At 72.3% G+C, this 26,497-nt stretch carries 24 protein-coding genes and 1 pseudogene; 14 read left to right on the top strand and 11 right to left on the bottom strand.

The window, feature by feature from the left end:
- Positions 1-38: 38 nt before the first annotated feature.
- Genes pstC through pstB form a run of 3 tightly spaced genes read left to right on the top strand, consistent with a single transcriptional unit; the run spans position 39 to position 2,802 of the window.
- The gene (gene pstC / locus J2X26_RS02455) at positions 39-1,061 is read left to right on the top strand and encodes a phosphate ABC transporter permease subunit PstC (protein ID WP_439897806.1); all 1,023 of its coding nucleotides are present in this window, start codon (positions 39-41) and stop codon (positions 1,059-1,061) included.
- On the top strand, positions 1,061-2,011 hold the full coding sequence (gene pstA, locus J2X26_RS02450) for a phosphate ABC transporter permease PstA (protein WP_307489531.1): 951 nt from the start codon (positions 1,061-1,063) through the stop codon (positions 2,009-2,011). The genes pstC and pstA overlap by 1 nt, the downstream gene beginning before the upstream one ends.
- 11 nt (positions 2,012-2,022) lie before the next feature.
- Entirely contained in the window at positions 2,023-2,802 is a 780-nt protein-coding gene (gene pstB / locus J2X26_RS02445) for a phosphate ABC transporter ATP-binding protein PstB (protein WP_307489530.1), read from the top strand.
- Between the two features lie 55 nt (positions 2,803-2,857).
- On the opposite strand, the gene J2X26_RS02440 is transcribed toward pstB, so the two are convergent.
- A complete protein-coding gene (locus J2X26_RS02440; protein WP_307489529.1) occupies positions 2,858-3,367 on the bottom strand; it encodes a hypothetical protein in 510 nt (169 codons plus the stop codon).
- 244 nt (positions 3,368-3,611) lie between these two features.
- On the opposite strand from J2X26_RS02440, the gene J2X26_RS02435 reads away from it, so the two are divergent.
- The 3 genes and pseudogenes from J2X26_RS02435 to J2X26_RS02425 form a co-directional block, all read left to right on the top strand.
- Positions 3,612-4,094 carry a CarD family transcriptional regulator gene (locus J2X26_RS02435; protein ID WP_055916922.1) on the top strand — a complete coding sequence of 161 codons (483 nt, stop codon included), beginning with the start codon at positions 3,612-3,614 and terminating at the stop codon, positions 4,092-4,094.
- Positions 4,095-4,110: 16 nt separating this feature from the next.
- A complete protein-coding gene (ispD, locus tag J2X26_RS02430; RefSeq protein ID WP_307489525.1) occupies positions 4,111-4,857 on the top strand; it encodes a 2-C-methyl-D-erythritol 4-phosphate cytidylyltransferase in 747 nt (248 codons plus the stop codon).
- A pseudogene (locus J2X26_RS02425) lies at positions 4,854-5,273 on the top strand (2-C-methyl-D-erythritol 2,4-cyclodiphosphate synthase); the annotation flags it as partial. The gene ispD and the pseudogene J2X26_RS02425, both read left to right, overlap by 4 nt.
- On the opposite strand, the gene J2X26_RS02420 reads toward J2X26_RS02425, so the two are convergent.
- On the bottom strand, positions 5,195-6,229 hold the full coding sequence (locus tag J2X26_RS02420; RefSeq protein ID WP_439897805.1) for an EamA family transporter: 1,035 nt from the start codon (positions 6,227-6,229) through the stop codon (positions 5,195-5,197). The pseudogene J2X26_RS02425 and the gene J2X26_RS02420 sit on opposite strands and share 79 nt — an antisense overlap.
- A gap of 72 nt (positions 6,230-6,301) precedes the next feature.
- On the opposite strand from J2X26_RS02420, the gene J2X26_RS02415 reads away from it, so the two are divergent.
- Together J2X26_RS02415 and J2X26_RS02410 are read left to right on the top strand one after the other, a co-directional pair.
- Positions 6,302-7,207 (top strand): LysR family transcriptional regulator, encoded by a 906-nt coding sequence (locus J2X26_RS02415; RefSeq protein WP_307489522.1) that lies wholly within the window; start codon positions 6,302-6,304, stop codon positions 7,205-7,207.
- An 84-nt stretch (positions 7,208-7,291) separates the two neighbouring features.
- Positions 7,292-7,507 carry a hypothetical protein gene (locus J2X26_RS02410; RefSeq protein ID WP_307489520.1) on the top strand — a complete coding sequence of 72 codons (216 nt, stop codon included), beginning with the start codon at positions 7,292-7,294 and terminating at the stop codon, positions 7,505-7,507.
- An 18-nt stretch (positions 7,508-7,525) separates the two neighbouring features.
- On the opposite strand, the gene J2X26_RS02405 is transcribed toward J2X26_RS02410, so the two are convergent.
- From J2X26_RS02405 to J2X26_RS02385, 5 genes are all read right to left on the bottom strand, one after another.
- Complete coding sequence (locus J2X26_RS02405; protein ID WP_307489518.1) at positions 7,526-8,476, bottom strand: NADP-dependent oxidoreductase; 951 nt, start codon at positions 8,474-8,476, stop codon at positions 7,526-7,528.
- 79 nt (positions 8,477-8,555) lie between these two features.
- Complete coding sequence (locus J2X26_RS02400) at positions 8,556-10,478, bottom strand: glycoside hydrolase family 127 protein (RefSeq protein ID WP_307489516.1); 1,923 nt, start codon at positions 10,476-10,478, stop codon at positions 8,556-8,558.
- On the bottom strand, positions 10,475-11,377 hold the full coding sequence (locus J2X26_RS02395) for a carbohydrate ABC transporter permease (protein ID WP_307489514.1): 903 nt from the start codon (positions 11,375-11,377) through the stop codon (positions 10,475-10,477). The genes J2X26_RS02400 and J2X26_RS02395 overlap by 4 nt, the downstream gene beginning before the upstream one ends.
- A gap of 10 nt (positions 11,378-11,387) precedes the next feature.
- Positions 11,388-12,290: a carbohydrate ABC transporter permease gene (locus J2X26_RS02390; RefSeq protein WP_307489512.1), complete on the bottom strand. Its 903-nt coding sequence runs from the start codon at positions 12,288-12,290 to the stop codon at positions 11,388-11,390.
- 78 nt (positions 12,291-12,368) lie between these two features.
- Positions 12,369-13,676, bottom strand: coding sequence for an ABC transporter substrate-binding protein (locus J2X26_RS02385; protein WP_307489510.1), 1,308 nt, complete (start codon positions 13,674-13,676; stop codon positions 12,369-12,371).
- A gap of 291 nt (positions 13,677-13,967) precedes the next feature.
- Between J2X26_RS02385 and J2X26_RS02380 the strand changes: the two genes are divergently transcribed.
- Positions 13,968-14,990, top strand: a complete 1,023-nt coding sequence (locus tag J2X26_RS02380) for a LacI family DNA-binding transcriptional regulator (RefSeq protein ID WP_307489508.1) — start codon at positions 13,968-13,970, stop codon at positions 14,988-14,990.
- A 2-nt stretch (positions 14,991-14,992) separates the two neighbouring features.
- Here J2X26_RS02380 and J2X26_RS02375 read toward each other — a convergent pair whose 3' ends face one another.
- Positions 14,993-16,345: a D-arabinono-1,4-lactone oxidase gene (locus J2X26_RS02375; protein WP_307489506.1), complete on the bottom strand. Its 1,353-nt coding sequence runs from the start codon at positions 16,343-16,345 to the stop codon at positions 14,993-14,995.
- Between the two features lie 162 nt (positions 16,346-16,507).
- Between J2X26_RS02375 and J2X26_RS02370 the strand changes: the two genes are divergently transcribed.
- The 5 genes from J2X26_RS02370 (at position 16,508) to rlmB (ending at position 22,251) form a co-directional block, all read left to right on the top strand.
- On the top strand, positions 16,508-17,140 hold the full coding sequence (locus tag J2X26_RS02370) for a TetR/AcrR family transcriptional regulator (RefSeq protein WP_307489504.1): 633 nt from the start codon (positions 16,508-16,510) through the stop codon (positions 17,138-17,140).
- The gene (locus tag J2X26_RS02365; protein ID WP_307489502.1) at positions 17,137-18,378 is read left to right on the top strand and encodes an MFS transporter; all 1,242 of its coding nucleotides are present in this window, start codon (positions 17,137-17,139) and stop codon (positions 18,376-18,378) included. Before J2X26_RS02370 ends, J2X26_RS02365 begins: the two co-directional genes overlap by 4 nt.
- On the top strand, positions 18,375-19,559 hold the full coding sequence (locus J2X26_RS02360) for an alanine racemase (protein WP_307489501.1): 1,185 nt from the start codon (positions 18,375-18,377) through the stop codon (positions 19,557-19,559). The genes J2X26_RS02365 and J2X26_RS02360 overlap by 4 nt, the downstream gene beginning before the upstream one ends.
- Positions 19,560-19,746: 187 nt before the next feature.
- The gene (gene cysS / locus J2X26_RS02355; protein WP_307489498.1) at positions 19,747-21,198 is read left to right on the top strand and encodes a cysteine--tRNA ligase; all 1,452 of its coding nucleotides are present in this window, start codon (positions 19,747-19,749) and stop codon (positions 21,196-21,198) included.
- A gap of 48 nt (positions 21,199-21,246) precedes the next feature.
- Positions 21,247-22,251, top strand: a complete 1,005-nt coding sequence (gene rlmB / locus J2X26_RS02350) for a 23S rRNA (guanosine(2251)-2'-O)-methyltransferase RlmB (protein WP_307489496.1) — start codon at positions 21,247-21,249, stop codon at positions 22,249-22,251.
- A 9-nt stretch (positions 22,252-22,260) separates the two neighbouring features.
- Here the strand turns inward: rlmB and J2X26_RS02345 are convergent, their stop codons facing one another.
- The 3 genes from J2X26_RS02345 to J2X26_RS02335 all read right to left on the bottom strand — a co-directional run bounded on the left by J2X26_RS02345 (position 22,261) and on the right by J2X26_RS02335 (position 26,496).
- On the bottom strand, positions 22,261-23,547 hold the full coding sequence (locus J2X26_RS02345) for a DUF4032 domain-containing protein (RefSeq protein ID WP_307489494.1): 1,287 nt from the start codon (positions 23,545-23,547) through the stop codon (positions 22,261-22,263).
- 156 nt (positions 23,548-23,703) lie between these two features.
- Positions 23,704-24,831 (bottom strand): ABC transporter ATP-binding protein, encoded by a 1,128-nt coding sequence (locus tag J2X26_RS02340; RefSeq protein WP_055916969.1) that lies wholly within the window; start codon positions 24,829-24,831, stop codon positions 23,704-23,706.
- 168 nt (positions 24,832-24,999) lie between these two features.
- Positions 25,000-26,496: an outer membrane protein assembly factor BamB family protein gene (locus J2X26_RS02335; protein WP_307489491.1), complete on the bottom strand. Its 1,497-nt coding sequence runs from the start codon at positions 26,494-26,496 to the stop codon at positions 25,000-25,002.
- Position 26,497 lies beyond the last annotated feature (1 nt).

Raw genomic sequence — 26,497 nt, 5'->3', positions numbered from 1 at the left:
CCGGCGGTGCACCACCCACCACGAGCAGCAGGAGAGAAGTGACCAGCACCCAGAGCCCGCCGACGCAGGACGGTGTGCGCCCGACCGAGGACGTCGAGTCCCCGCGGCCGGGCCGCCGCCGTCGCACGCGTGTGGTCGACAAGGGCGCGAGCCGGCTGTTCCGGTGGACCGCCACCGGGGCCGGGGCCCTCATCCTCGTCGTGCTCGTCGCGGTCGCCGCCTTCCTGGTGCTGCGCGCGTGGCCGGCACTGACCACGCCGGCCGCCGAGCTGACCGAGAAGGTCTCCTGGATGGGCGAGGCGACCTCGCTCCTCGACTTCGTGGGCCCGCTGATCTTCGGCACGGTGCTGGCCGCGGCCCTCGCGCTGGTCATCGCGACCCCGATCGCGCTGGGGATCGCGCTGTTCACCTCGCACTACGCGCCGCGCCGGCTGGCGTCGGGCCTCGGCTACCTGGTCGACCTGCTGGCGGCCATCCCGTCGGTGGTCTACGGACTCTGGGGCGGCCTCGTGCTCGCGCCGATGGTCAAGCCGATCTGGGCGTGGCTCAACGAGTACCTCGGCTTCATCCCGTTCTTCGCCGGCACCGTGTCGCCGACCGCCCGCGTGCTCATGACCGTGGGCCTGGTCCTCGCCGTGATGATCCTGCCGATCATCACCGCCGTGAGCCGCGAGGTGTTCCTGCAGACGCCGCGCCTGCACGAGGAGGCGGCCCTCGCACTGGGGGCCACGCGCTGGGAGATGATCCGGGTCGCGGTCCTGCCGTTCGCCCGCTCGGGCATCGTCTCCGCTGCGATGCTCGGCCTCGGCCGGGCCCTCGGCGAGACGATGGCGGTCCTGATGATCCTGTCGCCCGGGTTCCTCTACTCGTTCAAGCTGCTCGAGGCCGGGCAGCAGCAGACGATCGCGGCCAACATCGCCGCCCAGTTCCCCGAGGCCAACCCGCTGGGGGTCTCGGCGCTGATCGCGACCGGCCTCGCGCTGTTCGTCATCACGCTCGTCGTCAACATGGCCGCCCGCGCGATCGTCGCGCGCCGCAAGGACTTCTCGGGAGCCAACTGATGAGCGCCACGACCCTCCCCGAGGGCAACGCCGAGCTGCGCGCGCTCCTGCGCCAGGTGGACAAGGGCCGCCACCGCAAGGACCGCCTGATGAAGGGGCTGATCTACGGCGCCTTCGTGCTGGCGATGCTGCCGCTGATCTCGGTCTCCTGGACCGTGCTCGTGAACGGCATCGAGCGCTTCAACGCCTACTTCCTCACGCACTCGATGCGCGGGGTGTACGGCGGCATGGACGCGGGCGGCATCTACCACGCGATCATCGGCACGCTCGAGATCACGCTCTTCGCCACCTTGATCTCGGTGCCGATCGGCCTGCTCACCGCCATCTACCTGGTGGAGTACGGCCGGGGGGCGCTGGCGCGGTCCGTCACCTTCTTCGTCGACGTGATGACGGGTATCCCGTCGATCGTCGCCGGCCTGTTCGCGTACGCGCTGTTCGCCGTGGTCCTCGGTCCCGGGGTCCGCATGGGCGTCGTCGGCTCCGTCGCGCTGAGCGTGCTGATGATCCCGGTCGTCGTGCGCTCCTGCGAGGAGATGCTGCGGCTGGTGCCCAACGAGCTGCGCGAGGCGGCGCTGGCGCTCGGCGTGCCCCGCTGGCTCGTCGTCATCAAGGTCGTCCTGCGCACCTCGATCGCCGGGATCGGCACCGGCATCACGCTCGCGATCGCCCGCATCATCGGCGAGACCGCACCCCTGCTGATCACCGTCGGTGTCATCGACTCGATCAACTTCAACCTGTTCGAGGGCCGGATGATGACGCTCCCGGTCTACGTCTACCGGCAGTACTCGCAGGGCCTCGTGCCCTGCACGCCGGGCGACCTCGAGTGCATCCCGACCATCAACTACGACCGGGCCTGGGCCGCGGCGCTGACGCTGATCCTCATCGTCATGCTGCTCAACCTGATCGGCCGCCTGATCACCCGCTTCTTCGCCCCCAAGAACCTCGGCTGAAAGACAGACCCATGGCACAGCGCATCGACGTCAAGGACCTGAACATCTACTACGGCGACTTCCGGGCCGTGGCCGACGTGGAGATGGCGGTCGAGCCCCGCTCGGTGACCGCGTTCATCGGCCCGTCGGGCTGCGGGAAGTCGACCTTCCTGCGGACGCTCAACCGCATGCACGAGGTCATTCCTGGGGCCTACGTGCAGGGCAGCGTCGCGATGGACGGCGTCGACCTGTACGGGTCCGACATCGACCCCGTCGCCGTGCGCCGCCAGGTCGGCATGGTGTTCCAGCGCCCCAACCCGTTCCCCACGATGTCCATCGCGGAGAACGTGCTGGCCGGCATCAAGCTGAACAACAAGCGCATCTCCAAGGGGGACGCCCAGGACGTCGTCGAGGCCTCGCTGCGCGGCGCCAACCTGTGGAACGAGGTCAAGGACCGGCTCAACCGGCCGGGCTCGGGGCTGTCGGGCGGCCAGCAGCAGCGGCTGTGCATCGCGCGCGCCATCGCGGTCAAGCCGCAGGTGCTGCTGATGGACGAGCCGTGCTCGGCGCTGGACCCGATCTCGACGCTCGCGATCGAGGACCTCATCGCGGAGCTGAAGTCCGACTACACGATCGTCATCGTCACGCACAACATGCAGCAGGCCGCGCGCGTCTCGGACCGGACGGCGTTCTTCAACCTCGCTGCGACGGGCGAGCCGGGCCGGCTGGTCGAGATCGACGACACGGCGACGATCTTCTCCTCGCCGCGCGTGCAGGCCACGGAGGACTACATCTCGGGACGCTTCGGCTGAGCCCGCACACAGAAGGGGCCGTCCGATCCCGGACGGCCCCTTCTGTGCGTCCTGCTCAGTCCTCGGCGGGTGCGGTGGGCACCTGCGAGGCGTACTCGGGCAGGGTGCCGTCGAGCACGGGCACCTGCACGTCGATGGAACCGTCCTCGGGCGTGGACACGGTGACGGCGACCAGGCCGCCCGGCGGGGCGTCGATCGCGGCGAACGTCACCTCGGCGTACCCCTCGTCCTCGGCGTCGCTGACCCCGAGGAGCACCGTCTCCTTCGGGCCCAGCTCGACGACCGTCTCCTCGTCGCCGATCGCGAGGGTGACCGAGCGGTCCTCGCGGCTGTCGTTGATGAGCCCGCCCTGGAGCGTCCCGGGGTCGCCCTCGGCCGCGACGAGCACGTGCAGGTTGCTGCCGCGCACGTCGCCGAGCGTGAAGCGGACCCCGTCGGACGACGAGTACTCGTCCTGCGTGGTGATCGGGTTGGTCGCGGAGCAGCCGGCGAGCGCGAGCCCGGCGACGGCGACCCCGACGACGAGGGCGGCTGCCCGGAGGGTGCGGGGGCGGGGCGAGGTCACGGTGACTCCTCGGGACGTCGGGCGCTACGGGCGGGCTGGTGGACGGAGCATCTCCGCCGGGCCCCAGCCTAGCCGCCGTGCACGCCTGCGCCGGGCGTGCAGGACGCGTGACCGGCTCGATCCGCGAGGCGGCGGTGTCCTGCCGGTGACCTGCCGGTTGACCTGCACAGATGCCGGTAATCACGCGGCAAAAGGCCAAAAACGGCGTGATAAGATACCCCTCTGCGAAAGGGGACACCTGCAGATGACTTTCACTGTTGGGGAGACCGTTGTCTACCCGCACCACGGTGCGGCATTGATCGAAGAGATCAAGACCAGGACCATCCGCGGAGAGGACAAGCTCTACCTCAAGCTCAAGGTCGCTCAGGGAGATCTCACCATCGAGGTCCCGGCTGAGAACGTGGACCTGGTGGGCGTGCGCGACGTCGTCGGGCAGGAAGGTCTCGACAAGGTGTTCGAGGTCCTCAGGGCGCCCTACACCGAAGAGCCGACCAACTGGTCCCGTCGCTACAAGGCGAACCTCGAGAAGCTCGCGTCGGGCGACGTCATCAAGGTGGCGGAGGTCGTGCGCGACCTCTCGCGCCGGGACGCCGACCGCGGCCTGTCAGCGGGCGAGAAGCGCATGCTCGCCAAGGCCCGCCAGATCCTCGTCTCGGAGCTCGCACTCGCCGAGCACACCGAGGAGGAGAAGGCCGAAGCGATCCTCGACGAGGTCCTCGCGTCCTGACGCCATCGCCACCACGGTGAGTGTCGCTGCAGTACTGACTGCCGCCGGGAGCGGCAGCAGGCTCGGTCATTCCCTCCCCAAGGCCCTCGTGCCTCTGGGAGGTCAGTCGCTCGTCGCGCACGCTGCCCGGAATCTCCTGGCAGCGCGCGCGGCGGGCGACGATCGCGTCCGGGTGCTGGTGGTCACCGCACCCGCGTTCCACCTCGACGCCATCGCCCGCGAGCTGGACGACCTCGAGTCCGAGGTCACGCTGCTCGTCGTCGCCGGTGGCGCCACCCGGCAGGCCTCCGTGGCCGCCGGTCTGGCCGCGCTCGACGCCGACCCGCGGGCTGCCGACGTCGACGTGGTCCTGGTGCACGACGCCGCCCGTCCGCTCGCGCCCGCGTCGCTGGTCGTCCGCGTCATCGAGGCGGTGCGCGACGGGCACCCCGCGGTGGTCCCCGGCCTGCCGGTCACGGACACCATCAAGCGCGTCGCCCCGCACCGCGGGGTCACCGTCGAGCCGGTGCTGGAGACGGTCCCGCGTGCCGAGCTGCGCGCCGTCCAGACGCCGCAGGGGTTCACCCGGGAGCTCCTGCTGCGGGCGCACGCGCACGGCGCCGAGGACGCGCACGACGAGGCCCTGGCCGCCTCCGACGACGCCGGCCTGGTCGAGCGGCTCGGGGAGCCCGTCTGGGTGGTCGCGGGCGACGAGCGCGCCGCCAAGATCACGACCGCGCGGGACCTCGCGGTCGCCGCCCTGCCGACGGAGAGCGACGAGTGAGCACACTGCCCCGCACGGGGATCGGCGTCGACGTGCACGCCTACGAGCCGAACCCCGCCGAGGGCGCCGTCCTGCACCTGGCGGGGCTCGCGTGGCCGGGGGAGCAGCCCCTCGCCGGGCACTCGGACGCAGACGTCGCCGCGCACGCCGCCGCGGACGCGCTGCTCTCCGCGGCGGGCTTGGGCGACCTGGGGTCGAACTTCGGCACGTCGGAGCCCCAGTGGGCCGGTGCCGCCGGTGCGGCGCTCCTCGCCGAGGCGGCGCGACGGGTGCGCGACGCGGGGTTCACCATCGGCAACGTCGCGGTCCAGGTGATCGGCAACCGCCCGAAGGTCGGTCAGCGGCGCGCGGAGGCGGAGGCGGTGCTCTCGGCGGCCGTCGGAGCGCCCGTCAGCGTCTCCGCGACGACGACCGACGGGCTCGGGCTCACCGGCCGCGGCGAGGGCGTCGCGGCGATCGCCACGGCGTTGGTCGTGAGCACCTCCGGCTGACGCCGCCGCATGCTGCCCAGCAGCACACCCGCGAGCACCAGCGCACCCCACGCCAGCTCGACCGGGGACGTGCGCTCCCGCAGCAGCAGCCACGAGGCGCCGATGCCGACCACGGGCACCAGCATCGAGAACGGCGCCACGGTGCTGGACGGGTGCCGGCCCATGAGCGCGGTCCACAGCCCGGTGCCCACGAGCGTCGCGACGACGACCGTGAAGAGCAGCCCGGCCAGCGCGAGCAGCCCCTGGGTGCTGCCCAGGCCCCGGAACGACCCGGCGATCTCCGCGGGACCCTCGACCACGAGGGAGAGCGCCAGCAGCGGCAGGGGCGGCACGACGGACATCCACAGCAGCAGCCGGAACGGCTCGCCGGGCTGCGCCTGCATGGCTCGCCGGTTGCCCAGGTTGCCGACGGCCCAGCCCAGCCCGCCGCAGAGGGTCAGCAGGACGGGGACCAGCGTGGCGCCGCCGGCCAGCCCGGCGCGGTGCGCCGCGATGCCCGCCAGGCCGACGACGGCGAGCAGGATCCCGGCGCCCTGTCGCGCGGTGATGCGCTCGCGCAGGAACACCCCGGCCAGCAGCACCGTGAACGGCGCGGAGGACTGCAGGACCAGCGACGCCAGCCCGGTCGGCATGCCGCTGGACATCGCCAGGTAGAGGAACACGAACTGCAGGACGCCGAACCCGAGGCCGTACAGCAGGATCCAGCGCCAGGGCGCGGTGGGCCGGGGGACCAGCAGGAGGGTCGGGATCGCCAGGAGGGCGAACCGGAGCGCGACCAGGAAGAACGGCGGGAACTGCTCGAGCGACAGGTGGATGGCCGGGAAGTTCAGCCCCCACAGCACGGCGACGAAAGCGGCGATCAGTCGGTCGCGGGTGGGCATGGTCCCGAGCATGCGGGCTGTCATCGTTCAGCACCATCGAAATGTCATGATGTGACGATGTAGCGTTGCTGCATGGATCCGCGCACGCTCGAGACGCTCCGGACTGTCGGCACCCAGGGCGGCGTGACGGCAGCCGCCGCCGTGCTCCACCTGACCCCGTCGGCGGTGTCCCAGCAGGTCGCGCTCCTGCAGCGCGAGGTCGGCGTACCGCTCACGGAGCGGATCGGGCGCGGGGTGCGGCTGACCCCCGCCGGGGCGGCGCTGGCCGAGGCGGCGGTGGACGTGGCGGTCGCCCTCGAGCGCGCGCGTGCCGCGTGCGACGAGTTCCTGGAGCGGCCGCAGGGTGTCGTCCGGGTCTCCGCGTTCCAGAGCGGCGCCCAGCTGCTGCTGCCGGCCCTGCTGGCACGCGTGGCTGCCATCGAGGGCATCACCCTCGAGTGCACCGACGAGGACGTCGCGCAGGACGACTTCGTGGCGCTCACGGACCGGATGGACGTCGTCGTCGCGCACCGGCCCGACGACGGGCTCGGCTGGGCCGGCGGCAGGGCGGTCGAGGTGGTGCCGTTGCTACGCGAGCCGCTCGACGTGGCGGTCCCGCTCGACCACCCCCTGGCGCAGCGCACCGAGGTCCGCCCGGACGACCTGCGCGACCTGCCGTGGATCGCGGTGCGGGAGGGGTTCCCCGTCGCGACGGTGCTCGGCGCGGTCGCCGCCCGGTCGGGCGCCGCACCGCGGATCGTGCACCGCGTCAACGACTTCCACGTGGTCGAGGCCCTGGTCGAGGCCGGTCACGGGGTGTCCCTGCTGCCTCGGTACACGTTCGGAGGAGGGGCGCGCGTGCGCCTGGTGCCGCTCGCGGGCGTCCGGGCCGGCCGGCGGATCGACGCGCTCCTACGACGCGACCGCGCCGAGCGCCTGGTGGTCCGTCGGGTGCTCGACGAGCTCCGTGCGCTCGCGGTGGATATCGATACCGCGTAGTACTCCGGCGTGTGCACGCAGGTTCGACGGCGTGTCCGATTTCTGGGGTAGCGTCCGGTCCTCCAGTCCAGTACCGTCCCCGGCGTGACACAGTCGTCGGACGCCAAGACCGAGAGGCTCCCCATCGTGGGAGCGCTCGCACGCCCGCTCCTGCCCGTCCGGGACAACGGCGTCCAGGCGATCCGGATCCGGGTCCGCGTGCCGCTCGACGTGCTCGAGGCGACCAGTGCCGGACTGCGGGAGCTCGACGAGCACAACCGCCGCGAGATCAGCGAGACACCGCCGCCGCTGCCCTTCTGAGACGCCCGCGGACGCCCGTCAGGGCACCAGCACCAGCTTCCCCGCGGAGTGACCCGCCTGCCCGTCACGGTGGGCCTGGGCGACGTCCGAGAGGGGATAGGTCCGCGCGACGCGGACGTCCAGCGTCCCGTCGGAGGCCAGCTCCGCCAGCTGCGCCCGCGCCGCCTCGCGCACGGCGGTCCCGGGGTCCGCACCGGGTCCGCCGCCCAGCGCCTTGATGCCCAGCTCCCCGGCGCGGCCGAAGCCGGCGATCGTCGCGATGCGGTCGCGGTCGGCGACCACGGCGACCGACGTGTCCAGGGCCTCGTCGGTGCCGACGGTGTCGATGGCGACCGTGACGGCGCCCGTGTGCCGGGCGGCCTCGTGCACCAGCTCGAGCAGGCCGTCGCCGTAGGCCACCGGGTTCGCGCCCAGGTCACGCAGGTCGTCGTGGTGCCGCGGGGAGGCCGTCGCGATCACCTGGGCGCCGCGCAGGACCGCCAGCTGGACGACCATGCGGCCGACGCCGCCCGAGCCGCCGTGCACGAGCACGACGTCGCCGTCGCGGGTGCCGGTCGCGCTGAGGGTGTGGACGGCCGTGGCGCCCGAGAGCAGCAGCCCGGACGCGGCCGGCCAGTCGAGGTTCGCCGGCCGTCGCACGGTGACCTGCTCGGAGACGATGATCCGGTCCGCGTAGCCACCGCTCACCCGCCACGCGATGATCTCGTCGCCCGGGGAGAGCCAGCGCACCGACGGCCCGACCGCGCTCACGACGCCGGACACCTCGTACCCGAGCCGCATGGGCAGGTTCGCGGGGTTCGTGCCGTAGACGCCCGCGTAGCCCTTCCAGTCGGTGGGGTTCACGCCTGCCGCCCGGACCTCGACCAGCACGTTGCCGGGGCCGGGCTCGCCGGGGTCGATGTCGACGAGACGCAGGACGTCCGGACCGCCGTACGCGCACGCGACGACGGCCCTGCTGGTGAGGGCCACCGGCACACTCTGCACCTGACCCGGGCCCGAGGGCCAGAGCCAGGCTGCTGGGAGTACGCCGATCACCCCGTCGGGTGACTCACGCCAGCGGCAGCCACACCCGCATCGTCGACGGTCCCCGGTTCGCCCAGTCGTGATACGCGATCAGCGGAGCCTCCGCGCGTGCCTGGTCGGCCGGCGCCGGAGGAGAGCCGTACGGCCAGGCGTCGTCGGCCGGCGCGGCGGTGACGACGGTGACCAGCACGCGCCCGTCGGCCTCGCGCACGCCGGCGGTCAGGTCCAGGCGCACCGCGGAGACGTCGGCGCCGTCGAGATCGACGGACTCCAGTGCCAGCACCTCCGGACCGCGCTCGACCACGACGCAGCCGCGGACGGCGTCGATCCGGGGGTCGGGGCTCGACACCCGGGGCTCCATCGGCAGGTGCAGCTCGACGACGTCGCCCGCGGCGAACCGCCGGTGCACCGAGACCGTGCCGGTGGGGGCCGGCTGCACGCCGTCCGGGGTGCGGAGCTCCGCGCCGTCGGCCCACGAGGGGACCCGCAGGGTGAGCGTCCACGGCCGGTCCTCGGTGGCCGCGACGGTCACGCGGACCACCCCGTCGGTCGGGTAGGCCGTCTCGACGTCGAGCTCCACGCGGCGGCCGTCGGCCAGCGTCGTGCGGATGCGGGCCGGAGCGTACTGGTGCAGCTGGAGGCCGTCGTCGTCGGTGGTCGCGACGTAGGCTGCGAGGCTGGCCAGGGTGCGGGCGACGTTCGGCGGGCAGCACGACACGGCGAACCAGGGCGCCCGCAGCGACGACGAGGCCCGCGGGCTCGCGACCTCCGTCGGCGGGACCGTCCCGGGCACCCGCTGGTGCAGCGTGTTCGTGTAGTAGAACGCGGTGCCCTCGTGGGACGGCGACGTCGCGACGACGTTGAAGAGCGTGCGCTCCACCAGGTCCGCGTACCGGGGCAGGCCCTGGGCCAGCAGGAGCCGCCACGAGAACATCACCGAGCCGATGCCGGCACACGTCTCGGAGTACGCGCGGTCCGCAGGCAGGACGAAGTCGTGCCCGAACGCCTCGCCCTCGTGCTGCGAGCCCTGCCCGCCGGTGACGTAGGTGCGGCGCGCGACGGTGTTCTCCCACTGGGTGGTCAGCGCGTCGAGCAGGTCCTCGTCGTCGGTCTCGACCGCGACGTCGACCGCGCCGGCGGCCAGGTAGTTGGCTCGCACCGCGTGCCCGCGCAGGACGGTCGCGTCGCGCACCGGGACGTCGTCCTGGTAGTACGCCCGGCCGAGCTCGATGTCCGCGAGCGTCCCGGTGCCGCGGCGCTCGACGAACAGGGCGGCCTGGTCGACGTAGCGGCGCTCCCCGGTGGCGCGGCCCAGCTCCGCCAGCGCGGGCTCGATCTCGGCGTGCCCGCAGACGGACGCGATGCCGTCCGGGCCGAAGGCCGCGACCACGTGGTCGGCCGCGCGGCGGGCGACCGCCAGCAGGCCGTCGTCGGCGTCGGGACGCGTCCGGGCACGGGCCACCGCCGCCTGGAACAGGTGGCCGAAGCAGTAGAGCTCGTGGCCCCACTCGAGGTCGGAGTACCGGGGGCGCTGACCGGGCCGGCCGAAGTTGGTGTTCAGGTAGCCGTCGGCCTCCTGGGCGGCAGCGATGCGCCCGACGAGCGCGCGGAACCGGCCGTCGAGGGCGGCGTCGCCCGTGCGGCCGATCTCCCACGCCATGGCCTCGAGGAGCTTGTAGACCTCCGAGTCGGAGAACTCGCGGCCACCGCGGTCGAGGTCGGACAGGGTGCCGGCCGCGGCGGAGTCGAAGTTGGGGATCCAGCCCTCGCGCTCCATCCAGTGCTCGATGTGCGCGAGGCTCGCGGAGCCGTTGACGGCCTGCCGCTGCGCCCAGAAGCCCCCGGTGATCTGCACGTCGTCGAGCCCCAGGGGGCGGAGGGCGCCGTGCGAGGGTGCGACCGGTGCGATGGGGGAGCCGGCGGTCGTGGTAGTGGAGGTCATCGTCATCCCTTGAGCGCACCCGACATGAAGCCGCGCACGTAGTGTCGTTGGAGCAGGAGGAAGAGCACGATGCAGGGCAGCGCGAGCACGACGACGCCCGCCTCGGTGGCGCCGTAGTCGACGACGCCCTGCACCTGGCCGCGCAGGTTGGACACGGCGAGCGGGAGCGTCATCTTGTTCGAGTCGTTGATGAGAATCAGGGGCGCGAAGAAGTCGTTCCAGGCCGCGAGGAACGCGAACAGGCCCACCGTGATCAGGCCCGGGCGGACCGCCGGGAGCAGCACCCGCCACAGCGCCGAGAACGACGAGCAGCCGTCGACCATCGCGGCCTCGTCCAGCTCCCGCGGGATCGACTCGAACGAGATCCGCATCATGAACGTCGAGAACGGCAGCTGGAACATGGTGAGCACCAGGGCCACGCCGACCAGCGAGTTCTGCAGCCCGAGGGTGTTGAGCAGCACGTAGAGCGGGATCAGCAGGGTCGCGTACGGGACCATGAGGATCGCCAGCGTGAGCATGAACAGGGCGTTGCGGCCGGGGAACCGGAACCGCGCGAACGCGTACCCCCCGAGCGTCGAGATGAGCAGCGTGAGCACCACGCACAGCCCCGAGACGAACACGGAGTTGAACAGGTACTGCCAGATCCCGGCCTGGTAGTTGGCGAGGGTGCGGTAGTTGCCGAAGCCCCAGCCGTCCACCTGCCCGGTGCCGGGGTGCGGCGACACGGAGGCCACCGACGTCCAGACCAGGGGGAACAGGAAGATCACGGCGAGGGCGCCGGAGAACACCCAGAAGGGCGTGCGCAGCGCGAGACCGGCGATCGTCGTCGGGGGTGCGGAGCGGTGCGTCGGGAGGATCGCCGGGACGTCGGCGTCGGGGTGGTTCTGCACGCTGGCGATGGTCATCGTCGGCCCCTCAGCTCTCGTCCGAGCCGCGGAAGGCGCGGAGCTGGACGACGTTGATGACCACGAGCGCGGCCAGGACGATCACGGAGAGCGCCGCGGCGACGCCCAGGTCGTTCGGGCCCTGGAACGCGACCGAGTAGATGAGCTGGACCACGGTGATGGTGCTGTTGTCCGGGCCGCCCTTGGTGAGGATGTAGAACTGCTCGAACGCCAGCAGCGACCCCGTGACGCACAGGATCGTGGTCAGCGCGAGGGTGGGCTTGAGCAGCGGGATCGTGATCTTGGAGAACGTGTGCCACCGGTTGGCGCCGTCCATGCGGGCCGCCTCGTAGATGTCACCGGGGATGGCCTGCAGGCCGACGAGCATCAGCAGCATGTAGAAGCCCGCGTACCGCCACACGATGAGGAACAGCGTCGAGGCCAGCGCAGCGTCGGGCGAGCCGAGGAAGCTCCAGCCCATGCGCTCCATGAAGGGCGCCAGCGGTCCGGCCAGCGGCGAGTACAGGACGTAGAAGAGCAGTGACGCCGACGCGAGGCCTAGCGCGCTCGGCACCAGGAACGACGTGCGCAGGAACCCCTTCCAGCGCGACGACTCCTGCACCATCAGCGCCAGGCCGAGGCCGAGGGCGATCAGCAGGATGGTCGCCAGGATCGTGTACTTCAGCGTGAACACGACCGAGTCGACGAAGAACCGGTTGTCGACCGCGGCGGTGAAGTTGTCGGGGAAGTTGATCCCCTGGTCGCCCGAGAGCAGCGGCCACTTCGACGCGCTCATCCGGAACACGAGGGCCAGCGGCACCACGAACAGGACGAGCACGAACAGGGCGGTCGGCGACGCGTAGGCCCAGCCGCGCAGGCGGTGGCCGTTCGCGCGTCGGCGGGGTGGTGCGGGAGTGGCCGTCTGGACGGTCATCGAGGGTGCCTCTCGTGCGGTCTTCCGGGGGTGGGAGGTGGGGTGCCGTGGCGTGAACGGCACCCCACCGGTCACGGCTTACTGCCCGAGCACCGCCGTGATCTCGTCGTTGTCCGCGTCGACGTTCGCCCCGTCGCCGAGGACCGCGTCGCGCACCAGGGTCAGCCACGGGCTGCTCGGTGCGTTGAACGCCTGCTGGAAGTTCAGCGCGACGGGGGTGTCACCCTGGCCGGCGACCTCGTTGATGGTCACCAGGCGGGGATCCTTGGCCGCGTACTCGTTGTCCGCCAGGTCGGCGCGCGAGACGACGTCGTTGTTCTTGGCCAGCACCTCGACCTGCGCGTCCTCGGACATCATCCAGGACAGGAAGTTCCAGGCCTGGGCCGCGTTCTCCGAGTCCTTGGAGACGCCGATGCCGTCACCGCCGACGAACGTCGAGGCGCCGCCCTCCGGGCCGGGGATGCCGGACACACCGACGTCGAAGCCCGTGGTCGACGACAGCAAGGTCGCCGGGTAGAACATCAGGCCGACCTTGCCCTCGGTGAAGCCGGCGGTCCACGTCGGACCGGCCTCGTCCTCGGACGACGGGAGCACCGCGCCGGAGTCCCAGAGGTCCTTCCAGGTGGAGTAGATGTCCTTCGCCGTGTCGCTGTTGAGCAACGACTCGGTGCCGTCCTCGGTCATGACCTCCTGGCCGTCGGCCCAGACCGACGGGAACCAGGTGAAGACCAGGCAGCCGCCGCAGTTCAGGCCGGTCGCCGTGCCGTAGGTGTCGGGCTTGTTCAGCGCCTGGACCGCCTTGGCGGCCTCGGCGTACTCGGCCATGTTCGCGGGCGCCTTCTCCGGGTCGAGGCCGGCCTCGGCGAACAGCTCCTTGTTCCAGAACAGCATCGACAGGTCGAGCACGAACGGCAGGACGTGCTCCTTGCCGTCGGCGGTGCCGGCCGCGAGGTGGCCCTTGTTGATGTCGTCCTTGAACTCCAGCCCGTCGATCTGCGTCGTCAGGTCCTGGAACAGGCCTTGCTGCACCCAGTTGGGCACGTAGACGATGTCGGCGGCGAACAGGTCCGGCAGGCCGTCCGAGCCGGCGGCGGCGCCGACCTTGGCGACGTAGTCGTCGTTGGGGACGACGGTCAGCTCGACCTGGTTCTCGTGCGACTCGTTGTAGGCCTCGACCAGCAGCTTGGCCTGCTTCTCCAGGGGTGCGCGGGTCCAGAGCGTCAGCGTGGTGCCGTCGTCGGTGCCGTCCGGGCCTGCCGTCACGGCCTCGTCGCTGCCACCGCCGTCGTCTGCGCTGCTGCACGCCGCCAGCCCGACCAGCAAACCGGCCGTCACGATCCCGGCGGCCAGGCGGGTGCCTGCCGACCGGGTGCGGGTGATCCTCATGGGCGTCTCCTCGTGCTCTTCGTCGAGCGGGTGCCGTCATCGGCACCTCGGGTTCATGGGGCGAAACCCTTTGTCGGTGCCCGCGGATCGGAGGGGGCGCACCGGTCGGTCCCACGGTGCCGCTCCGGCGCCCTGACGTGCACACCTAGAGCAACTCCGACGAACCGACCCGATCCCGAAACAAGCCGAAAAGGTTTTCTGAAGATAGAGCGGGCAGGGGTGGCGCGTCAACGGGGTGGTGCGGTTACAGTTCGATCACGAACGGCATTCGCCCTCGAGGAGGTGGTTCCGGTGGCCCGCGTCGAACAAGCCCGCGCCGTGACGCTCTCCGACGTCGCGCGACTCGCCGGCGTCTCGGTGGCGACGGCCTCGAAGGCGCTCAACGGACGCGACCAGGTCAAGGACAGCACCCGGCAGCGCGTCGTGGAGGCAGCCGAACGGCTCTCGTTCAGCCCCAACCCGCTCGCCCGCGGGCTGCTCGCCGGGCGCACCGGCACGGTAGGCCTGCTGACCAGCGACCTCGAGGGCCGGTTCGTCATCCCGATCCTCATGGGCGCCGAGGACGCGTTCGGCGCCGGCAAGGTGAACGTCTTCCTCTGTGACGCCCGCGGCGACTCCATCCGCGAGCAGTACCACCTGCGCGCCCTGCTCAGCCGCCGCGTCGACGGCCTCATCGTCGTCGGCCGGCAGACGGATCCCCGCCCCTCGCTCGGCCACGCCATCCCGGTCCCGGTCGTCTACGCGTACGCGCCGTCCGACGACCCCTCCGACCTGTCGATCACCCCCGACAACGTCAGCGCGGGCCGCATCGCCGTCGAGCACCTGATCGCCTGCGGGCGCTCGCGCATCGCGCACATCACCGGCGAGCCCGCCTACGCGGCCGCCCGTGACCGCGCCGAGGGTGTCAGGGCCGGCCTGCACGCCGCCGGGCGCGAGCTCGTCGGCGACGTCATGTACAGCGAGTGGTCCGAGGGCTGGGGGCGCGACGCCGCCGCCGTGCTGCTGGCCCGGCACCCCGACATCGACGCCATCCTGTGCGGCTCCGACCAGATCGCCCGCGGCGCCCTCGACACCGCCCGCGACCTGCACCGGACCGTGCCCGACGACCTCGCCGTCATGGGGTTCGACAACTGGGAGGTGCTGACCACCAACTCCCGGCCGGAGCTGACCAGCATCGACGCCAACCTGCAGCAGCTCGGACGCACTGCCGCCCAGCGGGTGTTCGCCGCGCTCGACGGCGTGGACACCGGGTCCGGGACCGAGTACGTGGCCGGCCGCCTGGTGATCCGGGGCTCGACGGTCGCGAAGCGGTAGGCCTACGCGGCGAGGCGGTGGCCGGACCCCAGCAGACGGTCCAGGTAGGGGTTGCTGAAGACGCCGGTGGGGTCTGCCTCGGCGCGCACCCGCTGGGCGTCCGCGAACCGGGGGTACAGGGCGCCCAGCTGTTCGGCCTCGAGCCAGTGCATCTTGCCCCAGTGCGGCCGGCCACCCACCTGGGCGACGATCCGCTCGACGGCCGCGAAGTACCGCGCGTACGGCAGCCGCAGATACTGGTGCACCGCGACGTACGCCGTCTCGCGCCCGTGCGCCGTCGAGAGCCACAGGTCGTCCGCCGCGGCGAACCGGACCTCGACCGGGAACGGGACGCGCTCGCCGCTCGACTCGATCCAGGCGTCGATCTCGTGCAGCACGTGGACCAGCTGGTGGCGCGGCACCGCGTACTCCATCTCGCGGAACTTCACCCGGCGCGGGGAGACGAAGACGTCCGCGGACGGTGCCGTGTAGCGGCGGGAGGACAGGGCGCGCGCGGCGAACCCGTTGATCGACGCCGTGGTCGAGGGCGCCAGGGTGGCGACGCCGTTGGCCAGCGAGAACACCGCGTTGGACAGGAGCTCGTCGTCGACCCACCCGCGCAGCCGCGGCAGGGGGACCACCACGTCGTCGGGCACGCGGTTGTTGCGCTTGGTCAGCGCCCGGCGCGTGTGCGGGAACCAGTAGAACTCGAAGTGGTCGTTGCTCTCGACCAGGCCGTCCGGGCCGTCCAGCTGCTCGAAGACCTCGTCCAGCGGCCACGGCTCCTCGCGGGCCTCCAGGCGGTACGCCGGGACCACCTCGAGCGTCACGGCGGCGAGCACGCCGACGCTGCCCAGGCCGAGCCGGGCCAGCTCGAACAGCTCCGGCTGCTGCGTCGGGGAGGTCTCGACGACCTCGCCGGTCGCAGTGACGAGCCGGGCGCCGACGACCTGCGTGGCCAGCCCGCCCAGCTTCGCGCCGGTGCCGTGCGTGCCGGTCGAGATGGCCCCCGCGATCGACTGCTTGTCGATGTCACCGAGGTTGCGCATGGCCAGCCCGCGGTCCGCCAGCAGGGTGTTCAGAGCGCCCAGGCGGATTCCGGCACCCACGGTGACGTGGGTCGTGCCGTCTTCCTGGGGCGCGACACGCTCAAGTGCGTCCAACGAGTCGAGACGGATGTGGACCCCGTCGGTGACCGCCACGGGGGTGAACGAGTGCCCCCCGCCCAGCGCCCGGACGCGGAGCCCCTCGAACGCGCCTGCGCGCACGGCGGAGGAGAGTTCTCCCAGGTCACGGGGGTGCAGCACCCGGCGGGGCGTCGCACGAGCGGTGCGAGCCCAGTTCTGCCAGTCGCCGGATGTCGACAGTCGTCCCATAATGGTGACAGGTTGTCCTGGTCGGTTGTCCAAGTCAAGTGCGTCAAGTCCTTGACTATCGTGACAAGTGCTATTGAACTGTGCACTGGGGGAGGCGTCGGCCTCGCCCACCGGGCGGTGGTCGGCCGGTGGGGCCGTCGCTAGAGGGAGGGGAACCCTGTCATGAACCGCTTGCCTGTGGCCGAGAGGCGCGAGCAGCTGATCGAGGCTGCGCTCGCCGTCGCGAGCCGGGACGGCATCGATGCTGCCACCGTGCGCGCCGTCGCCGCAGAGGCCGGGGTCTCGCTGGGCGTCGTGCACTACTGCTTCCAGGACAAGGACGAGCTCCTGCGCGCGATGGCCCACGCCATCACGTCGGCCAACCTCGAGCGCAGCCTGGGTGAGCTGCCCCCGGAGGCCCGCGACCCCGAGTCCGTCATCGAAGGCGTCATCGACGCCCTGTGGGCCGGTATCCGCGACTCCCGCGGCCCGCAGCTGCTGAGCTACGAGCTGACGACGTCCTCGCTGCGGCACGCCGAGCTCAACCAGGTCGCCATCGAGCAGTACCGCGGCCAGTGGGCCGCCGCCGAGCAGGTCCTCGACCTGGTGGAGCGGTCCGCGCACGTCAGCTGGACGGTCCCGCGCGGCACCCTCGCACGCACGGTCGTCGCGGTCATCGACGGTTTCTCGCTCGCCTGGCTCGTCGACGGCGACAGCGAAGCAGCCCGCGCCGGGTTGCAGGGCTTCGGGCGTTTCCTCGCCACGGTGGCCGTCCCGACCTCGCTCGAGGCTGACACCGCCGCGACCCTCGCGTGAGCGCCCCTGCTGTCGCGTCGGCCCGTCGTGCCCGCATCGCGGTCTCGGCCGGGTTCGCCGGCCAGGGCTTCGCCTACGCCACCGTGCTGACCAGCCTCGAGGGGTTCAAGGACCGGTACGGCATCGACGACGGGCAGGTCACCCTCGTCGTGCTCGGCGTCTGCCTCATGGCCGCGGTCGGCACGGTCGTCGCCGACCGCGTCGCCCGGTCCGCCGGCGGCAGCCGGATCGTCCTCGGAGCGGGCCTCCTGATCGTCGCCACGGCCGTCGTCATCGCAGCCGTGGCGCCCGTCTTCGCGGTGCTGGCCCTCGGGTTCGCGGTCTACGGGATCGGGCTCGGCATGGTCGACGCCGGCACGAACATGCAGGCCGTCGCCATCCAGCGCGAGTACGGCCGGTCGCTCCTCACCGGGTTCTACGCCTCGTGGTCCGTCGGAGGCATCGCCGGCGCCGTCTTCGTCGCGGCCACGGTCGGCCGGACGCCCACCGACCCGGTCGCCGTCGCCCTGCTGGCCGGGACGCTGGTGGCGCTCCTCGCGGCTGTCGGCGTCCTGCGCGCCGGGTGGCGGGTGACCGTCCCGGTCCGCGCGGACGGCGTCGCGACGCCCGACGAGGCCCTGGCCCTGCCCGTCACGGACGGTGCCAAGCCCGTCGTCCCGTGGGGGGCCGTCCTCCTGCTCGGGCTCGGTGTCGTGGCGTTCTACGTCGCCGACACCGCGATCTCCACCTGGAGCACCATCTACCTCGGCGACGTCCTCCTGGCGGCCGCGTCGTTCGCGCCCCTGGGCTACGCCGCCTACCTCACGACGACCCTGGCGTCGCGGCTGGCCGGCGACCCGCTCGTGCGGCGATGGGGCCGGGTGGTCGTGCTGCGCACCGGGGCGCTCGTCGGCGCCGCCGGGCTCGTCCTCGTCGTCGCCGCACCCGGACCGTGGGCAGGACTGGCCGGCTTCGCGGTCGCGGGCGCCGGTCTCGGCGTCATCGCACCCCTGTGCTTCTCGGCGGCGGGGGACCTCGCGCCGGGGCACGCGGACGCGGTCGTAGCGCGGCTCAACATCTTCAACTACGTCGGAGCGGTGCTCGGCGGCGTGCTGGTGGGAGCCATCGGCAGCACGTCCTCCCTGCACTACGGGTTCGCCGTCCCGATCGTGCTGGTGGTCGTCGTGGCGATCTTCGCCGGCCGCTTCGGCGTCACCCGGCACACCGGCGCACCCGTCACCGCCGGAGCCGGTGCATGACCGGCACCCTGGGCGAGCGTCTCGACGAGGCGACGCGTGGCTTGGCCGCGCCGCTCGCCGTCGTGGACCTCGACGCCCTCGACGCCAACGCGGCGGACCTCGTCGTCCGGGCCGCCGGGACGCCGATCCGCGTGGCCAGCAAGTCCGTCCGGGTCCGGCACGTGCTCGACCGCGTCCTGGCGCTCCCCGGGTTCGCGGGCGTCATGGGCTACAACGTGCGCGAGGCGCTCTGGCTGGTCGCGCAGGGGGTCGACGACGTCCTGCTGGGCTACCCGAGCGTCGACACCGGGGCGCTCGACGCCCTCGCCGCGGACCCGGTCGCCGCCCGGGCCGTCACGCTCATGGTCGACGACGCCGCCCAGGTCGAGCTGGCCGCCCGGGCCGCCGACGCCCACGGCACCACGCTGCGCCTCTGCCTCGACGTCGACGCGTCCCTCAAGGTGCGGTTCGGCCCAGTGGCCGCGCACCTGGGCGTCCGGCGCTCTCCGGTGCACTCCGCCGCCGACGCCGGGGCGCTCGCGGCCCTGATCGCCCGCCGGTCCGGGGTCGACGTGGTCGGCGTGATGTTCTACGAGGCGCAGGTCGCCGGGCTCCCCGACTCCTCGCCTGCCGTCCGCGCGGTCAAGCGGCTGTCGATCCGGGACCTGGCCGTCCGCCGCGCGGCCGTCGTGGACGCCGTGCAGACCGCCGTCGGTCACGAGCTGTCGCTGGTCAACTCCGGCGGCTCCGGCTCCGTGGCGTCCAGCGCCGCCGACCCTGTCGTCACCGAGGTCACCGCCGGCTCCGGCCTGTTCGTGCCGACCCTCTTCGACGCCTACCGCTCGTTCACCCCCCGACCGGCCGCGTTCTTCGGGCTCGACGTCGTCCGCATCCCGGGCCCCGGCTTCGCCACCGTGTTCGGCGGCGGGTACATCGCGTCCGGGCCCGCCACGAAGTCGCGCCAGCCGCGCCCCGTCTGGCCCGCCGGGCTGGCGCTGACCAGCCGCGAGGGCGCCGGTGAGGTGCAGACGCCCCTGCGGCTGTCGAGCGGCGCGGACCTGCGCGTCGGGGACCGGGTCTGGTTCCGGCACGCGAAGTCCGGCGAGGTCATGGAGCGCTTCGAGCAGGTCCACCTGGTCCGCGGCACCACCATCGAGGACACGGTCCCCACCTACCGCGGCGAGCACCACACCTTCGGCTGACCCCCGCCACCCACCACGTCCGAGCATCCGGTCGCCGGGACGCTCGTTTCCGCGGACGTCCGATCCACCACCCGTAGCGTCCGAGCATTCGGTCGCCATGACGCTCGAATCCGCGGACGTTGCGAGCGGATGGTGGGGGTGCGGGGGTGTGAAAGGCGCGGGGGTCCTGCGCCGGTAGCCTTGACCGGTGACCCTGCGCCTCTTCGACACCGCGACCCGGACGGTGCGTGACTTCGTCCCACTCGTGCCGAACGAGGTGGGCATCTACCTGTGCGGGGCCACGGTGCAGGCGCCACCGCACATCGGGCACCTCCGCTCGGGCATCGCGTTCGACGTGCTGGTGCGCTGGCTGCGTCGCACGGGGCACCGCGTCACGCTCGTGCGCAACGTGACCGACATCGACGACAAGATCCTGGCCAAGGCCGCCGACGCCGGTGAGCCGTGGTGGGCGTGGGCCGCCACGAACGAGCGGGCCTTCACCGCGGCGTACGACGCCCTCGGCGTGCTGCCGCCCAGCTACGAGCCGCGCGCGACCGGTCACGTCCCGGCGATGATCGAGCTGATGGACCGTCTGGTCGAGACCGGTCACGCGTACACCTCCGGGCCCGGCGACGTGTGGTTCGACGTCCGCAGCTACCCCGAGTACGGCGCGCTGACCAACCAGCGGGTCGACGACATGATCCCCGCGCCCGACGGCACCGTCGACGACGACGCCAAGCGCGACCCCCGCGACTTCGCCCTCTGGAAGGCCGCCAAGCCCGGCGAGCCGGAGACGGCCTCGTGGGACACACCGTTCGGCCGCGGCCGCCCGGGCTGGCACCTCGAGTGCTCGGCGATGGCGCAGCGGTACCTGGGGGAGTCCTTCGACATCCACGGCGGCGGGCTCGACCTGCGCTTCCCGCACCACGAGAACGAGCAGGCCCAGTCGCGGGCCGCCGGCTACGGGTTCGCGCAGTACTGGCTGCACAACGGCTGGGTCACGCAGAGCGGCGCCAAGATGAGCAAGTCCCTCGGCAACGGCCTGCTGGTCACCGTCGTGCTGGCCAAGGAGCGCGCGGCCGTCCTGCGCTACGCCATGACCGCGGTGCAGTACAGCTCGATGCTCGAGTGGACCGACGACACCCTGCGCGAGGCCGAGGCCACCTGGGACCGCCTCGCGGGGTTCGTCGAGCGCGCCGCCGAGAAGGTAGGGGTCGCCGACGACGCGGAGGTCGCCGGCGTCGAGCTGCCCGCCGAGTTCGTCGCCGCGATGGACGACGACCTCAACGTGCCCGCCGCGCTCGCGGTCGTGCACGAGCACCTGCGCACCGGCAACTCCGCGCTCGCGCGCGGCGACCTGGAGGAGTCCCGCACCGCGATGGTGGTGCTGCGGGCCATGCTCGACGTCCTGGGCCTCGACCCCGGCGGCAGCCAGTGGCGCGCCCACGGCAGCGACGCACGCTATGCGCGGGCGCTGGAGTCCGTCGTCGCCGCTGAGCTGGAGGCCCGTGCGCAGGCGCGTGCCGCCCGTGACTTCGCCACGTCCGACGCGATCCGGGACCGCCTCGCCGCGGCCGGCATCGTCGTCGAGGACTCCTCTTCCGGAGCGCGCTGGTCCTTGGCCGCGCGCGCCGACACCGACCCCCGAGACGAGGGCTGAGCCCCGCGAGAGCGGGCGGCTCGGCTCCACACGAATGGAGAACTGAACATGGCCGGAAACTCTGAGCGTCGCGGCGCCGTCCGCAAGGGCGGCTCCAAGAAGGTCGCCAGCGCGGGGACGGGTGGCAAGAACCGCCGGTCCCTCGAGGGCAGGGGGCCGACGCCCAAGGCGGAGGACCGCGAGTACCACCCCGCGCACAAGGCGAAGCTCGCCGCGGAGCGCCGGGCGGTCGCCGGGACGCGTGGCACGTCGGGACGCCAGTCGGCGGGCGCCAGCCGCAGCGCGGCCGGGTCCAAGGGCGGTCGGAAGAGCTCGACGCACGAGATCGTGTCCGGCCGGAACTCGGTGGTCGAGGCGCTCCGCGCGGGCATCCCGGTCTCGACCGTGTACATCGCCTCCCGCCTGGAGGCCGACGACCGCACGCGCGAGATCATCAGCGCCGCCGGGAACTCGAACTACCCCCTGCTCGAGGTCAGCCGCGCCGAGCTGGACCGTCTCACCGACGGGTCGGTGCACCAGGGCGTCGCCATCCAGGTGCCGCCGTACGCGTACGCGGACGACGACGACCTGCTGGACGCCGCTGCGGAGACCGACCGGCCGGCGCTGATCGTCGCGCTCGACGGCGTGACCGACCCCCGCAACCTCGGGGCGGTGCTCCGGTCGGCCGGCGCGTTCGGTGCGCACGGCGTCCTGGTGCCCGAGCGGCGTGCGGCGGGCGTGACGGCGTCGGCGTGGAAGGTGTCCGCGGGTGCTGCGGCGCGCGTGCCGGTCGCCCGGGTGACCAACCTGGTGCGCACGCTGCAGGGGCTCAAGGCGGCCGGGGTGTTCGTCGTCGGGCTGGACGGTGGCGGCGACGTGTCGATCACCGACCTGCCGTACGCGACCGACCCGCTGGTGCTCGTGGTCGGCTCCGAGGGCAAGGGGCTGTCGCGGCTGGTCCGCGAGCAGTGCGACGCCATCGCGTCGATCCCGATCGCGTCGGCCGTCGAGTCCCTCAACGCCGGCGTCGCCGCGGGCATCGCCCTCTTCGAGGTCGCCCGCCAGCGGGGCTAGCGTGCCGGGTCAGCCGATGATCTGGTCCGGGTCCACCTGCGGGATCATGTCGGTGTCCGGGATCTCGCCCGCCTGCACGCCGAGGATCGCCTGCTCGTCGGGACGCGTCGGCAGGATGTTCTTCACGTAGCTCTTGGCGGCCTGCTTCATGGGCACGTCGCGGCCCTGCTGCTCCGACAGGTACCACCGGTGGTCCAGCAGCTCGTGGTAGATCTGCGCGGGCTCGAGCTTGCCGCGCAGGTCCCGCGGGACGCTGCGGACGGCCGGCTCGAAGATCTCGGTCAGCCAGTCGTGCGCGACGAACGACTCGTCCTCGCGCTGCCGGTCGGTGGCGGCGCGGTACTCGTCGAGGTCGTTGAGCAGCCGGCGCGCCTGGTTCTCCTGCACGTCGAGACCGGTGAGGCGCATGAGCCGACGGGAGTGGTGCCCGGCGTCGACGACCTTCGGCTGGATCCGGACGCTGGTGCCGTCGACGTCGGTGGTGATGTCGAGCTCGCCGACGTCGAAGCCGAGGTCGTTGAGGCGGTCGATGCGCGCCTGCACCCGCCAGCGGTCTCCGAAGGTGAACGACTCGGACTCGGTCAGGGCACGCCAGAGCTCGCCGTACCGCTCGGCGAGGGCGTCCCCGATGGCGACGGCGTCGACGTCCTCCTCGAGGAACTCGCCGGCCTGCAGGTCCATGAGCTCGCCGATGATGTTGACGCGCGCGACCTCGAGGTCGTACCCGCGCTGACCGTCCGACAGCTTGTCGTGCAGGTCGCCCGTCTCGGCGTCGACCAGGTAGGCCGCGAAGGTCTCGGCATCGCGCCGGAACAGCGTGTTCGAGAGCGACACGTCACCCCAGTAGAAGCCGACCAGGTGCAGCCGGACCATGAGGACCGCGAGCGCGTCGATGAGCCGGGTCGCGGTGTCGGGGCGCAGCGACTGGCTGAAGAGCGCGCGGTAGGGCAGCGAGAACGAGAGGTGCTTGGTGATGAGCACCGCCTCCAGCCGCTCGCCGTCGGGGTCGGAACGGCCGGTGATGACGCCGACCGGCTCCACGCTCGGGACGTCGAGGCGTCGGAGCTGGCGCAGCAGCTCGTACTCGCGGTAGGCCACCGTCTCGCCGATCTCCTTGACCGCGATGACCCGGCCGGACATCTTGGCGAACCGCACGATGTGCCGGGAGATGCCGCGGGGGAGGGCGGCGAGCGTCTCGGCCGGCCACTCCTCGAGCGGGATGTGCCACGGCAGGTCCAGCAGCGCGGGGTCGGGCGAGGCCGCGGTGATCTGCAGGCGCTGCGGCGTCGGGCTCATGGGTTCGATCCTCTCAGAGAACACCGACGGGGCAGCCTGACGAATGCGACAACGGGGGGCTGAGAAGGGGCGCCAGACAGCCAGGGCGGCGTCAGCCGAAGACAAACAGGGCGGCCCCGGCCGAAGCCGGGACCGCCCTGTCGCGTGGTGCGAGTGTCAGGCCTCGATGCGCTGGCCCGAGCCCGCGTGGAACAGGTGCGTCTCGCCCTCGCGGATCCGGACGTAGATCGTCTCGCCCTTGGAGGGGACCTGGCGCGGGTCGACGCGCACGATGACCTGAGCGTCGCCGGCACCGGAGTGCACCGCGTCGGCGTGGCCGAACTCGTTGGTCAGCGAGCCGTAGACGAACGCGTCGGAGCCGAGCTCCTCGACGATGTTCACGATCACCGGGATGCCGTCCGGCGTGCCGGCGGGCACGACGTCGAGCGACTCGGGGCGGAAGCCGACGGTGACGTGGTTCTTGTCGTCGTCGGTGAACTGGCTGATGACCGAGCGCTGGACGGCAACGCGGGCGCGGCCCAGGTTGGCGACACCGTCGAGCACGGGGAACGTGCCGATGTTCATGGCCGGCGAGCCGATGAAGCCGGCGACGAAGACGTTGGCCGGGGTGTCGTACATGTCGCGCGGCGTGCCGACCTGCTGCAGGAGGCCGTCCTTGAGAACCGCGATGCGGTCACCCATGGTGAGGGCCTCGGTCTGGTCGTGCGTGACGTAGACGGTGGTGACACCGAGACGACGCTGCAGCGACGCGATCTGCGTACGGGTCTGGACGCGGAGCTTGGCGTCGAGGTTCGACAGCGGCTCGTCCATGAGGAACACCTGGGGCGAACGCACGATGGCACGGCCCATGGCGACGCGCTGACGCTGGCCACCGGAGAGGGCCTTCGGCTTGCGGTCGAGGTACTGGGAGAGGTCGAGGATCTTGGCAGCCTCCTCGACGCGCTGACGGATCTCCGCCTTCGGGGTGCCGGCGATCTTGAGCGCGAAGCCCATGTTGTCGGCGACCGTCATGTGCGGGTACAGCGCGTAGTTCTGGAACACCATCGCGATGTCCCGGTCCTTCGGCTGGACGTCGGTGACGTCGCGGTCGCCGATGAGGATGCGGCCCGCGTTGACGTCCTCGAGGCCCGCGAGCATGCGGAGCGAGGTGGACTTACCACAACCGGAGGGGCCGACGAGGACGAGGAACTCGCCGTCCTCGATGTGCAGGTCGAGCGCGTCGACCGCGGGGCGCTCGGTGCCCGGGTAGACCCGGGAGGCCTTGTCGAAAGTGACCGTTGCCATGGCTGATCAATCCCTTCACCGGCAGGTACGTGCCGGACGATCCGTAGTGAAGAGTGTCAAGAGTGTCCTCGATGACACGGGCCGCTGAAGGAGGGATCCTTCGGTGGCCCGCGGTCATCATGCCACATCGGTGTGGACGGTCCACACCCGGGTGTGAGGATGCTCACGTCACCCGACGACGATTCCCGACCCGTCGCGGAACCGGACGAGCAGCCGTCCGCCGTACTCGCTGACCTGGTCGACGCCGCCCGGGTCGCGGGCCAGGTGCCGCGCGATGTCGGCCACGCTCGCGAGCTGTCCACCGGCCCGGTCGAACCCGCGCAGGGTGCGGTCGGCGGTGATGACGACGACGAGCGCTCCGTCGGTGCCCACGTACACCGGTGGTGCGCCGACGTCCGCGACCCAGCGGGACTCGCCCGTCCGGGCGTCGACGGCGCGGACCTCGTGACCTTGCGCGACGTGCACGACGCCGTCGACGAGCAGGGCCTCGCCGGTGGTGCCGGTCAGGCGCCAGAGCTCCTCGCCGGAGGTGGCGTCGCGACCGACGAGCAGTCCGTCATGCAGGGAGTCGCCTCCGCTCCGGTCGCTGGACAGCAGCACGACGTCGGGCGCGCTGCCGTCGTCGACAGCGAGCCGGGCGGGTCGCTCGCCCACCGCGGTGCGGGTGCCGTCGCGGGTGACGAGGATGCCGGCGGGGACCGCGGACGCCTGCCACGGTGTCCACACCAGCGTGTCGGCGCGGGCCAGCTCGGCCCAGCCGTCGTTCTCGACGGTCACGTCGCCGCGCGGCTCCCCGTCGGCGCCGAACAGCCAGGCGTGCCCGCTGTCGGTCAGGAGCACCCGGTCGTCGTCGCTGGTCAGGTCAGCCCGGGAGCGGATGACCCGGTCGCCGAGGCGCACCGCGTGGACCTCGGGCACGAGTGGGGTCTGGCGGCGCCACTGCACGTCCCCGGTGGCCGGGTCGGTCGCGACGAGCGTCCAGCGCACGGAGCCGGCGGCGTCCCGCGCGGGGGTGGCGACGACCAGGTGCGACCCCGTCGCCGACCACAGCGAACCCGGTGCCAGGCCGGCGGTCGCCAGGATCGTGCCGGACGCGGGGTCGAGGACGAGCAACGGGGTCACGGCACCGCCGATGGGTACGGGCGAGACCTCCCCCGCGCAGACCGCCCGGGGTCCGTCCGTGGAGGCGGTCGTGGTGCAGCGCACCCAGACAGCCGGGAACTCCGAGCGCCCGCCGGGCGGCAGCGCGTCGTCCAGGGAGAACGGCACCGACCACAGGACGTCGCCGGTGTCCGGGTCTGTTCCGCGCAGGTCGACCCCGCCGAGGTGGTACCGCGCGCCGATGGCCCAGTGGCCCGCGGAGTCCTCGGCGACGAGCGCGCCGGCGCTCGGTGCCCACTGCCGCAGCGCGCCCGGCGGGTCGTTCAGCGGGCTCAGCACGCCGGGCACGTCGGCGAGGTACTCCAGGCGCTCGCGCTCGCGTGCGTCGAGCACCGACTGCACGCCGACCAGCGCGAGCAGGAGGGCGGCGACGGCACCGGCCAGCCAGGCCGCGTGCCGTCGTCCCCAGGTGGGCAGTGCACGAGCGGGGAGGCTGCGGTCGACGTCCTCCGCGTCCTCCAGCTCGACGGGGGCGAGGTGCGCGTGCGCGACCGTGGTGGCCATG

Origin of the sequence: Cellulomonas humilata, from assembly GCF_030814415.1 — a bacterium.
GTDB lineage: Bacteria > Actinomycetota > Actinomycetes > Actinomycetales > Cellulomonadaceae > Cellulomonas > Cellulomonas humilata_A.
This window is presented reverse-complemented; position numbering and strand designations above follow the sequence as displayed.